The following is a 13,349-nucleotide window of genomic DNA, read 5'->3' on the forward strand; positions in this document are numbered from 1 at the left end:
AAGGTGCCTTGTCTTGTCACGATGACCGATTCCATCTTCCGCCTCGCACGCTGGCAGCAGGAGACCGCCGTCCAGCTCATCGACATCCGCCAGGCAGCGCTTAACGATGCCGACGTCGACCTGCAGTCCAACATCCCGGAGATCGCAGACGCTCTCGCAGCGGCGCGCTTCGCCCAGAAGCTCGTCCCCCCGGGGCGAAGGCACCATGTGCGCGCGGGTGACCCTCGGCGCCGGACAAGCAGCCGGCCGGCGATCCCCGGCCATGACAGCTGAGTCGCGAAGGCCACACCGCCTCGGACGCCGCCGGGCACTAGACTGAAACCCACGCACCCGCGACCTGAAAAGAGGAACATGAGCGCTATCCGCGTCGCCGTCATCGGAGCTCACGGACGCATGGGCAGCCACGCCGTCGAAGCGATCGAAGCCGCAGAGGGACTTGAACTCGCCGCCGCACTCGGCAGCTCCGACTCCCTCGACTCCCTCACCGACGCCGATATCGACGTCGCCGTCGAACTCACCGTGCCCAAGGCGACCGCCGACAACGTCGCTTTCCTCGTCTCCCGCGGCATCGACACCGTCGTCGGGACCACCGGCTGGGACGCCCAACGCCTCGACGCACTGGAGCAGCAGCTGGCCGATCAGCCAAACACCGGCGTGCTCATCGCTCCGAACTTCTCGATCGGCGCGGTGCTGGCGATGCACTTCGCTGAGATCGCCGCCGGCTACTTCGACTCCGCTGAAGTGCTCGAGATCCACCATCCGCGCAAACTCGATGCGCCCTCGGGAACCGCCGCCCACACCGCCCAGCGGATCGCCGCCGCCCGCCAGCGGGCAGGCCTCGGGCCTGCTCCGGACGCCACCGAATCGGACCCCGACGGCGCCCGCGGAGCAGTCATCGACGGTATCCACGTCCACGCCGTCCGACAGGCCGGCATGAACGCCAGCGAGGAGATCATGTTCGGCTCCCAGGGCGAGGCGCTCACCATCCGCACCGACACCTTCGACACACAGGCATTCATGCCCGGCATCATCACCGCTGTGCGCGCCATCGGCGACAAGCCCGGCCTGACCGTCGGGCTCGAGCACTTCCTGTCGATCTGAGCACCGCTATACGCATGTCGAAAGCGAAGCTCGGCGCACTCATCATCTCAGCGCTGCTGGTCCTGTACCTCATCTTCATGCTCCAGCGCGCCTGGATCATGCTCAGCGATCCCAACCTCATCGCCAAAGCACTCGGGATCGCACTCCTCGTCCTGCCCATCGTCGGGGCATGGGCGCTCATCCGCGAGCTGCTCTTCGGCTCCGCGATGGAGCGCCTGGCCAGGATCCTCGGCACGGAGGGCGGACTGCCGCCGGACACGCTTCCGCGCACCCCCGGCGGCAAGATCATCCGCGCAGCAGCCGAGGAGGAGTTCGAGAAGTACCGCGCCGAAACCGAAGCGGCCCCCGATGACTGGCGCAGCTGGTTCCGCCTCTCCTGCGCCTACGATGCCGCCGGGGACCGGCGCAGGGCACGTGCGGCGATGCGGCACGCGATCAAGCTGGAGAAGACAGCCGTCTGAGACCGGCTCACGCCCGCGAGGCCGGCGGTGCCGGCAGGAGTCCTGCCCGCACCCGGGCGACCAGTAGGCTGAGCGGCCACTCGAGTGGTCCGCGCGGACTGACGAAGCGCACCCACACGGTGGCGAAGACCAGGGCCGCGACGATATGCACCGCCAGCCCTGCCAGCGGCGGGAGGAGCGCTTCGGTGATCTCCACGCCGATGACGTGGACGGTGTAGATGCTCAGCGGCATGGCACCGGCTGCGATGAACGGGGCCAGCCAGCGCAGCGCCGGCCCGCGAGCGGCGAGCATGCACACCGCCAGCACCGCGACCGCCACCCCTGAGGTATGCAGCAGGTCCAGGGGAGTGGCCGAGTGCGGCCCGGCGATCACCAGCCACCACCAGGAACCCGGCAGGGTCGTGCCGTAGCTGCCGACCGCGAGCAGATACTCCAGCTCGGAGCCGAACGGATCCGCGCCCGAGGCGAGCTCGGCCTCGAGCACGGCCCGCCCGCCCATCGTCAGCAGCAGCGAGGAGGCGAACAGCGTCAGTGCCGCCACCGCGGAGCCGATGAACGCCAGCCCGGTCCACAGGCTGCGCGACGTCCAGTCGAGACGGGCGATGCACATGCCCAGCAGCACGAAGCCCATCCACTGCAGCACCGGGTAGTACCCGGTGATCGCCAGCTCCGTCAGCAGCAGCCCCGGATCGGCGAGCATGAGCACATCCGGGACCTCGTAGCTGGGGTACAGGCCCTGCCCGGTGCGCAGCGCATGGCTGAGGAACGGGGTGGCGATGAGCCACACCGGAGCCAGGATGCCCAGCGCCAGCCGGGGCAGGCGCAGCAGGAACGAGGCGATGATGAACATCAGCCCGTAGTTCGCGAGGATCACCGCCACTGAGGAACCCAGTGAGGCCAGCAGCAGGCCGAGGACGAAGATCACCGCCCCGCGCACCCACAGCCCGGACGCGGCCGCCAGCCAGGCACGCGGTCCGGGCACGGAGAGCAGCGTGCGGGTCGAGAGCACCACCGAGACCCCGGCGAGCACCGCGAACAGGGCCGAGGAGCGGCCGGCGAAGAGCGTCGCCCACGTCGGATCCGGGTCATCGAGGGGAATGATATGTGTGATCATCATCCCCAGCAGTGCGATCGACCGCGCCAGATCCACCCCCAGCAGTCGCATCCCGGCGGCCGGCCCCGAGGCGGTGGCCGGCCTGGCAGCAGGCGGGCCGGCAGGCGTGTCGGACATGGATCCTCCCGGTGATGCGAGGCGCGGAATATCGCCCCCGATTCTTTCACAGCCGCCGTGCCTGTCCTCTCAGCTGCGAGCGGCGGCGGTAGGATGAGAGCATGGCTATGGTGAACTCTGCGCAGGCACGCGATGCTGCCGCGGCCTTCGGCACGGTCGGCACCGCAATGGTGACCCCCTTCTCCGCCTCGGGAGAGGTCGACTACGACACCGCCGAGGCGCTCGCCGCCCACCTCGTCGACCTCGGCAACGACATGCTCGTCATCTCCGGGACCACCGGCGAATCACCCACGACGACCGATGCCGAGAAGTCCGAACTGCTCACCGCCGCCCGCCGCGGCGCCGGTGATCGCGCCAAGCTCGTCGCCGGGATCGGGACGAACAACACCACCCATTCGATCGAGCTCGCCCAGCAGGCCCGCGACGCCGGTGCCGACGGGCTGCTGCTCGTCACCCCGTACTACTCGAAGCCGCCGCAGGACGCCATCATCACGCATATGCGCGCTGTCGCCGATGCCACCGACCTGCCGGTGATGCTCTACGACATTCCCGGCCGCTCCAGCGTGCCGCTCGAGCCGGCCACCCTGGCCGCCCTCGACGCCCACCCGAACATCCTCGCCGTCAAGGACGCCAAGGGAGACATCGCCTCGGCCCTGCAGGTGATGAGCGAGACGGGCCTGACCTACTACTCCGGTGAGGACGCACTCAACCTGCCGCTCATGAGCTGCGGGGCGATCGGCGTCGTCTCCGTCGCCGGGCACATCTGCGCCGACCGCCTCGCCCAGATGACCGAGTATGTCGGCACCAACGATCTCAACGCTGCCCGCGACGTGGCAGCGGGCCTCGTCAGCCTCATCGACGCCATCATGAACCACATGCCGGGAGCGATCTCCGCCAAGGCGGCGCTTCAGCTCCAGGGTGTGCTTCCCACCCGCGCAACCCGCCTGCCGCTGCTTGAAGCATCGGAGGACCAGGTGGAGTTCCTGCGCCGCGAAATGACAAGGAGCGGTTACCTCACGTGACCAACCAGATGACGAACTACGCGATCGATCCCGGCGACCCACCGAAGGCAGACCCCGAGGCGATGCGCATCGTCGCCCTCGGCGGCCTCGGCGAGGTCGGCAGGAACATGACCGTCTTCGAGTACCGCGGCAAGCTGCTCATCGTCGACTGCGGTGTCCTCTTCCCCGAAGAGGAGCAGCCTGGCATCGACCTCATCCTGCCTGACTTCAGCTACCTCGACGACCGGATGGACGACATCGTCGGCCTGGTCCTCACCCACGGTCACGAAGACCACATCGGCGCGGTGCCCTACCTGCTCAAGCGCCGCGAGGACATCCCCGTCCTCGGCTCTTCGCTGACTCTCGCGCTGGTGGAGGCCAAGCTCAAGGAGCACCGCCTGCGCAAGACCGTCACCCGCGTGGTGCGCGAGAACGAAGCCGACCAGCTCGGGCCCTTCGACCTGGAGTTCGTCGCCGTCAACCATTCGATCCCCGACGCCCTGGCCGTGTTCATCCGCACCGGTGCGGGCACCGTGCTGCACACCGGCGATTTCAAGATGGACCAGCTGCCGCTCGACCGCCGGATCACCGATCTGCGTGCTTTCGCCCGCCTCGGCGAAGAGGGCGTCGACCTGTTCCTCACTGACTCGACCAACGCCGAGGTTCCCGGCTTCACCGCCCCGGAGAAGGACATCGGGCCGGTCCTCGACTCCGTCGTCTCCACCGCCACCGGGCGGGTCATCGTCGCCTCCTTCGCCTCCCACGTCCACCGCGTCCAGCAGGTCCTCGAAGCCGCCCAGGCGCACGGCCGCAAGGTCGTGCTCATCGGCCGGTCGATGGTGCGCAATATGAAGATCGCGCAGGATCTCGGCTTCCTCCACGCCCCCCGCGGAGTCATCATCGACCTCAAGGACCTCGACAAGTATCCCGATGACCAGATCGTGCTCATGTGCACCGGTTCGCAGGGCGAGCCGATGGCAGCGCTGTCGCGGATGGCCAACGGCGCGCATCCGAAGGTCGAGGTGAACGCCGATGACACGATCATCCTCGCCTCCTCGCTCATCCCCGGCAATGAGACCTCGGTCTACCGCGTCATCAACGGACTCATGAAGCTCGGCGCCCGTGTCGTGCACAAGGGCAACGCCAAAGTGCACGTCTCGGGCCACGCCTCGGCCGGGGAGCTGCTGTACTGCTACAACATCGTCAAGCCCAAGGGCGTCATGCCCGTCCACGGCGAATGGCGGCACATGCTCGCCAACGGCAAGCTCGCCGCCCAGACCGGCGTGCCGGAGGAGAACATCGTCATCGCCGATGACGGCTGGGTCGTCGACCTCAAGGACGGCCGCGCCCGGGTGGTCGGAGCTGTCGACTGCGAATACGTCTTCGTCGACGGCTCTTCGGTCGGCGAGATCACCGAAGCCGACCTCAAGGACCGGCGCATCCTCGCCGGCGAGGGCTTCGTGTCGATCTTCATGACCGTCGACACACAGGCGCAGAAAATCATCACCGGGCCGGTCATCAACTCCCGCGGCATGGCCGAAGACGACAATGTGTTCGACCACATCAAACCCAAGATCGCCGATGCGGTCGCCGAGGCGCTTACCGACGGGGTCAAAGACCAGTACAAGCTCCAGCAGATCATCCGCCGCACCATCGGCCGCTGGATCTCATCACGGCTGCGCCGCCGCCCGATGATCGTGCCGATGGTCGTCCTCGTGCCCGGCGCCGATGCCGCGGTGCAGTGAGCGGCAGGCGGCTGCCGAACAGTCGGCAGCCGCCGCGCCATTTCCCTACACGCCGAACCAAATTCGGCCCGGCCCGCCACCGCGCCCCTACGATAGGCATCATGGCGACCAGTACGACTTCCCCCGCTGGTACCGGACGCAAGAGGCGCGGCACGCAGGCCGCTCCCGCTGCGCGCGGCCCCAAGGGGACTCACGACACCCAGGGACCCAGCGTGTTCACTGGGGCATGGATGGGAGTGGCACATATGGCAGGCAACCGCGCCCGCACAGTGTTCACCGAGACACCCGACGACGACAATCCCAACCGCCGCGACGGCACGGCCTTCTTCCTCGTCGGCCTCGCCATCGTCTTCGCCGCCTTCGAATGGTGGCACATTCCCGGCCCGTTCGGTGACGGCGTGCGCGCCGTCGTCGAAGGCACCTTCGGCCGGGTCGCCCTCGCCTTGCCGGTGCTGCTGCTCGGCTACGCGCTGCGGCTGTTCCTGCGCGGCCGCGAAACCCGCGGCAACAACCGCATCCTCATCGGCCTCATCGGCTTCATCTTCGCCGCCGCAGGCCTGGCGCACATCGCCGTGGGCACCCCGACGTTCGCCAATTCGCACGCCGCACTCATCAACGGTGGCGGCGCGCTCGGGTTCATCATCTCCTCACCGCTAGTCGCCGCCACCACCTCGTATGTCGCCGTGCCTCTGCTCGTGCTGCTCGGACTCTTCTCCGTCCTCGTCATCACCGCCACCCCGGTCAACCGGATCCCGCAGCGCACCTACGACGCCTACTGCGCCCTGACCGGCCACACTCAGCCGGCCCACGCCGATGAGGACGAGACTCCGGCCGCCGATGACCTCGTCAGCGAAGGCCGGCAGACGAACACGCTCAAGCCGATGGGCTCCAAGCGCCGGTCGCGGAAGAAGAAGCTCGACGTCGAAGCCGAACTCGCCAAGGCCGCCGCGGACCCAGAAGCCGACCCGGCCTATGACAAGGCCTACATCCACGAGAACGACGTCACCGGTGACACGCCGGTCCACGATGAGCTCTACGACGTCGACGCGCCCGGCCCCAAGCCCGGCGAGCGCCGCCCGACCAAGGCCGAACAGGACGCCGCGAAGATCCGAGAGGACGCCGCCACCCGCGTGCTCGGCGCCGCGGGAGCGGGCAGCACGGCCGCCGGCGCGGCCGCAGGCACGGTGCCCAACGTCTCGACCCCGGCCCCGCAGGCTACCGGCGAGCTGCCCGAACGCACCGAACAGCTCACCCTGGCCGGCGATGTCACCTACACGCTGCCCTCATCCGACGCGCTCGTCGCCGGCCCGCCGGCCAAGGAGCGCTCCGAGGCCAACGACCGGGTCGTCGAATCCCTGCGCGAGGTGTTCGACCAGTTCGGCATCGACGCCCACGTCACCGGATTCTCCCGCGGCCCGACCGTCACCCGCTACATCGTCGAGCTCGGCACCGGCGTCAAGGTCGAGAAGGTCACCGCGCTGTCGAAGAACATCGCCTACGCCGTCGCCAGCCCGGATGTGCGGATCATCTCCCCGATTCCGGGCAAGCGGGCGATCGGCATCGAGATCCCCAACACGGACCGCGAAACCGTCGCGCTCGGCGATGTGCTGCGCTCGCAGGCCGCCCGGCAGACCGAGAACCCGATGGTCGTCGGGCTCGGCAAGGACGTCGAAGGCGGCTTCGTCGTCGCTGATCTCGCGAAGATGCCGCACCTGCTCGTCGCCGGTGCGACCGGCTCGGGCAAGTCGAGCTTCGTCAATTCGATGATCACCTCGATCATGATGCGCGCGACCCCCGACGAGGTGCGCATGATCCTCGTCGACCCCAAACGCGTCGAGCTCACCATCTACGCCGGCATCCCGCACCTCATCACCCCGATCATCACCGACCCGAAGAAGGCCGCCGAGGCACTCGACTGGGTGGTGCGGGAGATGGACACCCGGTACGACGACCTGGCCCACTTCGGGTTCAAGCACGTCAAGGAGTTCAACAAGGCCGTCCGCGAGGGCACCGTCACCGCGCCTCCCGGCTCGGAGCGCGAACTCCACCCGTACCCGTACCTGCTCGTCGTCATCGACGAGCTCGCCGATCTCATGATGGTCGCCCCCCGCGATGTCGAGGCCTCCGTCCAGCGGATCACGCAGCTCGCCCGCGCCGCCGGCATCCACCTCGTGCTCGCCACCCAGCGGCCCTCGGTCGACGTCGTCACCGGCCTCATCAAGGCCAATGTGCCCTCCCGCCTGGCGTTCGCGACCTCCTCGCTGGCCGACTCGCGCGTCGTGCTCGACCAGCCGGGCGCGGAGAAGCTCATCGGCCAGGGCGATGCGCTGTTCCTGCCGATGGGCGCAGCCAAGCCGATGCGCGTGCAGGGCGCGTGGGTCAACGAATCGGAGATCCACACCGTCGTCGAGCACGTCAAGGGCGAGCTCACCCCGGTCTACCGCGAGGACGTCGCCGTCGACGAGCCCAAGAAGGTCATCGACGAGGAGATCGGCGATGACCTCGAGCTGCTCATCCAGGCAGCCGAGCAGGTCGTCACCACCCAGTTCGGGTCGACGTCGATGCTGCAGCGCAAGCTGCGGGTCGGCTTCGCCAAGGGCGGCCGGCTCATGGACCTGCTCGAATCCCGCGGCATCGTCGGCCCCTCAGAGGGCCCGAAGGCCCGCGACGTGCTCATCACCCCCGAACAGCTGCCCGAGGTCATCGCCCGCCTGCGCGGCGAAGACCCGCCAGCCGCACCCGAGGCGCCGGCCGCCTCGGGCACGGATGACGCAGCTGGCATGCCGGCGACCGACCAGGCCTATGACTCGCCGGTGACCTCCGACGACGACGCCGCCGGCTTCCAGCCCGGCGACATCGACCCGGACACCGGCCTGGAGATCGTCGAGGCCTCCGGTGAAGACGCGTGGCAGCTGACGAACCGGTGAGCGAACAGCGCTTCACCGCCGCCTCGACCCGGGCGCAGATCCTGGAGATCATGCGCGCGTTCGGGGCCGATGCGCGGGCCGCTGAGATCTGCACCGAGGTGATGTTCCACACCGACCTCTCCGGCATCGACTCCCACGGCATCTCGATGCTGCCGATCTACCACCAGGAGATCGCCGAGGGCTCCATCGACCCGGCCGCCGCACCGGTCGTCGAACACGACCACAGGGCCAGCGTCCTCATCGACGCCCGCGCCGGATTCGGGCACCTGGCCGGGCACGCGGGGATGCGCCAGGCGATGGCGAAGGCCCGGGAATACGGCATCGGGCTGGCCACCGTGCACCGCGCCAACCACTACGGCGCCGCCGGCTACTACGCGATCATGGCCGCCCGCGAGGGCCTCATCGGCCTGTCGATGTGCTCGACCCGCGGCGCGCTGCAGACCCCGACGGGCGCAAAGCACCCGTTCATGGGCACCAACCCGATCGGCTTCGCAGCCCCGGCCGGTGACGACGAACCCGTCGTCCTCGACATGGCCACCACGACCGTGCCGCTGAACAAGGTGAAGGTCCACGAGCTCACCGGCCGCCAGCTCGGCGCCGACTGGGTCACCGACACCACCGGCGCACCGGTCCGGAACGCCGCAGCCGCCTATGCCGGGCTGACCGACGAATCCGGCAATTACGGCCTCAGCCCGCTCGGCGGGCCCGGCCCGCAGGCCGCCGGGCACAAAGGCTACGGACTGGCGACCATGGTGCAGATCCTGTCTGCAGCACTCGGCGGAGCCGACCAGCCGGGCAACAGGGACGGCTTCCACGACGTCGGCTACACCTTCATCGCCATCGACCCCGGTCTCGTCAACCCCGCCAACCCGGCAGCCGGCTACACCGCGCAGCTGCGGGAGGACCTGCGGGCAGCCGCACCGCTGGACCCGGCCGTGCCCGTCCAGGTCGCAGGAGACCCGCAGATCGCCCACCGCGCCGACCGCTCAGCCCACGGCATCCCACTGGCCGCACGGCTGACCGATCAGCTCGCAGCACTGTGCGCCGACCTCGGCTGCCGATACCTGCTGGAGGCCCAGCCACCGGCCTGAACAGGGGGTGAGTGAGCGGCTAGACTGGCCGGTGATGACTTCACACGATGCGGCTGCCCAGAAGCCGAGCAACTTCAACGTCCCGAACGTCCTCACGACGGTGCGGATCCTGCTCGTCCCCGTCTTCCTCTTCGTGCTGCTCGCCCACGACGGCCTCGACCCGGTGTGGCGGCTGTGGGCCCTCATCATCTTCCTGCTTGCGATGATCACCGACAAGATCGACGGTGACATCGCCCGCCGCTACAACCTCATCACCGACTTCGGCAAGATCGCCGACCCGATCGCCGACAAGGCCCTCATGTCCGCCGCCCTGCTGGGCCTGTGGTGGATCGGCGTGCTGCCGATCTGGATCCCGGTCATCATCCTCATCCGCGAGTTCGGCATCACCATCCTCAGACTCCTCATCGTCAAGCGGATCGTGCTGCCGGCCTCGAAGGGCGGCAAGCTCAAGACCGTGCTGCAGACCGTTGCGCTGGCGCTGTTCATCGCCATCGCTCCGCTGCACGCCGTGCTGCCGGCCATCGTGACGTTCTGGCTCGTCATCCTCGCCTGGGTCGTGCTCACCGCCGCGGTCATCGTCACGATCGTCACCGGCGTGGACTACCTCGTCCAGATCTACAAGCGGCTCAAGGTCACCCCGTGACCGTCGCCGAGATCATCCGCCGCCTCACCACCGCCGGGCTGACCGTGGCCACCTGCGAATCGCTGACCGCCGGGAAGCTCGCGGCCACGATCGCCGACGTGCCCGGCGCCTCGGCCGTGCTGCGCGGGGGACTGGTCACCTATGCCACCGACCTCAAAACCGCACTGGCCGGCGTCGACGCCGACCTGCTCACCACCTCGGGAGCGGTCCACCCGCAGGTCGCCGCCCAGATGGCCACCGGCGCGGCCCGCGCCTGCCAGGCCGATATCGCATTGGCCTGCACCGGGGTCGCCGGACCGGACCCGCAGGACGGCCAGCCGGTCGGCCGGGTCTTCACCGCCCTGCTCGTTCCGCAGATGGCCGAACCCGAGGTGGTGGGCCACGATTTCTCCGGCGACCGCGCCCAGATCCGGCAGGCGACCGTCGAGGCCTGCCTGTCCCAGCTGGCCGCATGGGTGCAAGATCGCTGGGCATTGTCTTAAACAGCGGCCCTGAGGCAACGCCGGATTGACGGAAACGGTAGATTGGATGGAACAAACCACAGCACCGCGGTGTTGAAGGTTTCACATGAACCCTGTCGCTGAGAAAGGACGCACATGACTCTTCTGCGGACCGAGATCGGTGACACGCTGAGGACCGCACGTCGCCGGCAGAACCGAACCCTGCGCGACGTCTCCACCGGGGCCAGCGTGTCCCTGGGCTACCTGAGTGAGATCGAACGCGGCCAGAAGGAGGCCTCCTCCGAGCTGCTCGCCGCCATCTGCGAAGCCCTCGATATGCCGGTCTCCCTGCTGCTGCGCGAGGTCAGCGACCGCTTCGCGATCAGCGAAGGCGTCGACATTCCCGACACCGTTCCCGCCGAGCTGTCCGAGCGCGTGCTCGCAGACGAAGCGCTCGCCGGACAGGCCTGATGCGCCATACCGCCTACTGGGAGCTGATGAACGACGAGTTCGGCTCCATCCGCGCAGCCTCCCTGCACACAGACCTGGCACTCTCAACACTGGGCTCACGCACGCCGGCTGAGGCGTTCGAAGCCGGATTCGAGGCGCGTGAGATCTGGCTGGCTGTCTGCGCTGCCGCAGGAGTTCCCGAAGAGCGCTGGCTCGGTCAGGACAGGAAGCCGCGGGCCAACCCGTTCTGAGCAGGTGCGGGGACGCTGGCGTCGAGCGAAGGCGCTGCGTCACGCATGCAGAGGCGAGCTTCGACCAGAGGCCAACATCGACGACACGCCGCACATTTCGAACTGATGTTCGCATGAGCCGCTATAGTGGTGCCCAGATACGCCGCCCGGCTGTGACCACAGGTGCGCAGCGCGCGGTTGTCCACAGCTTCACATCGTGAATCGAGTCGATGTCAGTGCCGGAGCCTAGAGTTGCTGGCAGATCGATGAACCACCTCAAGGAGGAATCCATGGCAGCGAAGAACACGCGCGGCGCCGCACCGGCCGCCGGCAACCGGGAGAAGGCGCTCGAAGCGACCGTCTCACAGATCGACCGCCAGTTCGGCAAGGGTGCTGTCATGCGCCTGGGCGAAGAGACCCGCCAGCCCATCGCGGCGATCCCGACCGGATCGATCGCCCTCGATATCGCCCTCGGCGTCGGCGGCATCCCACGCGGGCGCATCGTCGAGGTCTATGGCCCGGAATCCTCGGGTAAGACGACCGTGGCCCTGCACGCGGTGGCCAATGCGCAGAAGAACGGCGGCATCGCCGCCTTCATCGACGCTGAGCACGCACTCGACCCCGAATACGCCAAGGCCCTCGGCGTCGACACCGACCAGCTGCTCGTCTCGCAGCCGGACACCGGTGAGCAGGCTCTTGAGATCGCCGACATGCTCATCCGCTCCGGGGCACTCGATGTCATCGTCATCGACTCGGTCGCCGCACTCGTACCCAAGGCCGAGATCGAAGGCGAGATGGGCGACTCGCACGTCGGCCTGCAGGCCCGCCTCATGTCCCAGGCACTGCGCAAGCTCACCGGCGCCCTGGCCAACTCCGGCACAACCGCGATCTTCATCAACCAGCTGCGTGAGAAGGTCGGCGTGTTCTTCGGCTCCCCGGAGACCACCTCGGGCGGTAAGGCACTGAAGTTCTACTCCTCGGTCCGGATGGACGTCCGCCGCATCGAAACACTCAAGGAAGCCGGCAACGCCGTGGGCAACCGCACCCGCGTCAAGGTCGTGAAGAACAAGGTCGCCCCGCCGTTCAAGCAGGCCGAGTTCGACATCATCTACGGCCAGGGCATCTCGCGAGAGGGCAGCCTCATCGACATGGGTGTCGACAACGGCATCATCCGCAAGTCCGGCTCCTGGTTCACCTACGACGGTGACCAGCTCGGCCAGGGCAAGGAGAACGTGCGCAACTTCCTGCGCGACAATCCCGGCCTGGCTGAGGAGATCGAGCTGAAGATCAAGCACAAGATGGGCCTCATCAAGGTCGAGGAAGAGTCAGCAGAAGCCGAGGCAGCCCCTGAGGCTCCGGCACCGGCAGCCGACTCCCTGGACAATGTCCCGAGCTGATGACGCAACCGGCCAGGACGCCCGCAGCACCGCGGACGTCCTGGCCGCTCTGCAGCAGGCGATCGACTCCGTCGGCACTGACGGGCAGATCCACGGTGCACACTCGTCTGCATCGCTCACTGAGTCCGTCGCAGACGAGCAGCCGGATCCGATCGCTGACGACCCGGAGTACAAGCGGGCGAAGAAACGTGCGCTCAACATGCTCGCTGCCCGCGATCACTCCTCGTCAGAGCTGCGGGAGAAGCTACTCGGCCGAGGGCACCCTGAGGACATCGTCGATGCCCTCATCGAACGCCTGCAGAGTTCGAAGTTGCTCGATGACGCGAACTTCGCCCACAGCTTCGTGCGGGCCAAACGCGAACAGCGCAAGCTCTCACAGTCAGCACTGCGCCGGGAGCTGAAGAAGAAGGGCATCGACGGGCCGATCGCCGATGACGCACTCGGTGAGATCGACGATGAATGGGATCTCGCCTACGCCGTGGCGGAGAAGAAGGCAGCCTCGACTCGCGCTCTTCCGTATGAGACCCGCCAGCGCCGCATCCTCAGTATGCTCGCCCGCCGCGGCTTCCCCTCCGGCCTGTCGTTCGCTGTCGCCCGGCAGGTGCTCGACACCGACTGACAGACTCAGGCCA

At 68.0% G+C, this 13,349-nt stretch carries 14 protein-coding genes; 13 read left to right on the forward strand and 1 reads right to left on the reverse strand.

Translation table 11 applies throughout. The features are described 5' to 3' along the window. Positions 1–21 precede the first annotated feature (21 nt). From M3C25_RS09125 to M3C25_RS09135, 3 genes are all read left to right on the forward strand, one after another. Complete coding sequence (locus M3C25_RS09125; RefSeq protein ID WP_259797870.1) at positions 22–273, forward strand: hypothetical protein; 252 nt, start codon at positions 22–24, stop codon at positions 271–273. Between the two features lie 78 nt (positions 274–351). Further along, positions 352–1,101, forward strand: a complete 750-nt coding sequence (gene dapB, locus M3C25_RS09130) for a 4-hydroxy-tetrahydrodipicolinate reductase (RefSeq protein WP_259856036.1) — start codon at positions 352–354, stop codon at positions 1,099–1,101. Between the two features lie 14 nt (positions 1,102–1,115). Beyond that, a complete protein-coding gene (locus tag M3C25_RS09135; RefSeq protein WP_259835853.1) occupies positions 1,116–1,562 on the forward strand; it encodes a hypothetical protein in 447 nt (148 codons plus the stop codon). A gap of 7 nt (positions 1,563–1,569) precedes the next feature. Here M3C25_RS09135 and M3C25_RS09140 read toward each other — a convergent pair whose 3' ends face one another. Next, complete coding sequence (locus M3C25_RS09140) at positions 1,570–2,793, reverse strand: heparan-alpha-glucosaminide N-acetyltransferase domain-containing protein (protein ID WP_259856037.1); 1,224 nt, start codon at positions 2,791–2,793, stop codon at positions 1,570–1,572. Positions 2,794–2,894: 101 nt separating this feature from the next. Between M3C25_RS09140 and dapA the strand changes: the two genes are divergently transcribed. From dapA to M3C25_RS09190, 10 genes are all read left to right on the forward strand, one after another. After that, positions 2,895–3,815, forward strand: a complete 921-nt coding sequence (dapA, locus tag M3C25_RS09145; protein WP_259856038.1) for a 4-hydroxy-tetrahydrodipicolinate synthase — start codon at positions 2,895–2,897, stop codon at positions 3,813–3,815. Positions 3,816–3,823: 8 nt separating this feature from the next. Next, positions 3,824–5,539, forward strand: coding sequence for a ribonuclease J (locus tag M3C25_RS09150; protein ID WP_259856057.1), 1,716 nt, complete (start codon positions 3,824–3,826; stop codon positions 5,537–5,539). A 245-nt stretch (positions 5,540–5,784) separates the two neighbouring features. Continuing rightward, entirely contained in the window at positions 5,785–8,466 is a 2,682-nt protein-coding gene (locus M3C25_RS09155) for a DNA translocase FtsK (RefSeq protein ID WP_375545114.1), read from the forward strand. Then, on the forward strand, positions 8,445–9,557 hold the full coding sequence (locus tag M3C25_RS09160) for an Ldh family oxidoreductase (RefSeq protein ID WP_259856040.1): 1,113 nt from the start codon (positions 8,445–8,447) through the stop codon (positions 9,555–9,557). The genes M3C25_RS09155 and M3C25_RS09160 overlap by 22 nt, the downstream gene beginning before the upstream one ends. A 34-nt stretch (positions 9,558–9,591) precedes the next feature. Further along, positions 9,592–10,200, forward strand: coding sequence for a CDP-diacylglycerol--glycerol-3-phosphate 3-phosphatidyltransferase (pgsA, locus tag M3C25_RS09165; protein ID WP_259797851.1), 609 nt, complete (start codon positions 9,592–9,594; stop codon positions 10,198–10,200). Then, positions 10,197–10,682, forward strand: coding sequence for a CinA family protein (locus M3C25_RS09170; RefSeq protein WP_259835859.1), 486 nt, complete (start codon positions 10,197–10,199; stop codon positions 10,680–10,682). Before pgsA ends, M3C25_RS09170 begins: the two co-directional genes overlap by 4 nt. 114 nt (positions 10,683–10,796) lie before the next feature. Then, on the forward strand, positions 10,797–11,111 hold the full coding sequence (locus M3C25_RS09175) for a helix-turn-helix domain-containing protein (RefSeq protein ID WP_102162627.1): 315 nt from the start codon (positions 10,797–10,799) through the stop codon (positions 11,109–11,111). Next, the gene (locus M3C25_RS09180) at positions 11,111–11,341 is read left to right on the forward strand and encodes a DUF3046 domain-containing protein (RefSeq protein ID WP_259797842.1); all 231 of its coding nucleotides are present in this window, start codon (positions 11,111–11,113) and stop codon (positions 11,339–11,341) included. The genes M3C25_RS09175 and M3C25_RS09180 overlap by 1 nt, the downstream gene beginning before the upstream one ends. A gap of 269 nt (positions 11,342–11,610) precedes the next feature. Beyond that, positions 11,611–12,717: a recombinase RecA gene (recA, locus tag M3C25_RS09185; protein WP_259856041.1), complete on the forward strand. Its 1,107-nt coding sequence runs from the start codon at positions 11,611–11,613 to the stop codon at positions 12,715–12,717. Beyond that, the gene (locus tag M3C25_RS09190; protein ID WP_259800602.1) at positions 12,704–13,336 is read left to right on the forward strand and encodes a regulatory protein RecX; all 633 of its coding nucleotides are present in this window, start codon (positions 12,704–12,706) and stop codon (positions 13,334–13,336) included. The genes recA and M3C25_RS09190 overlap by 14 nt, the downstream gene beginning before the upstream one ends. The last annotated feature ends 13 nt before the right edge of the window (positions 13,337–13,349 follow it).

The sequence above is a fragment of the Brevibacterium luteolum genome (assembly GCF_025147615.1).
Classification (GTDB): domain Bacteria; phylum Actinomycetota; class Actinomycetes; order Actinomycetales; family Brevibacteriaceae; genus Brevibacterium; species Brevibacterium luteolum.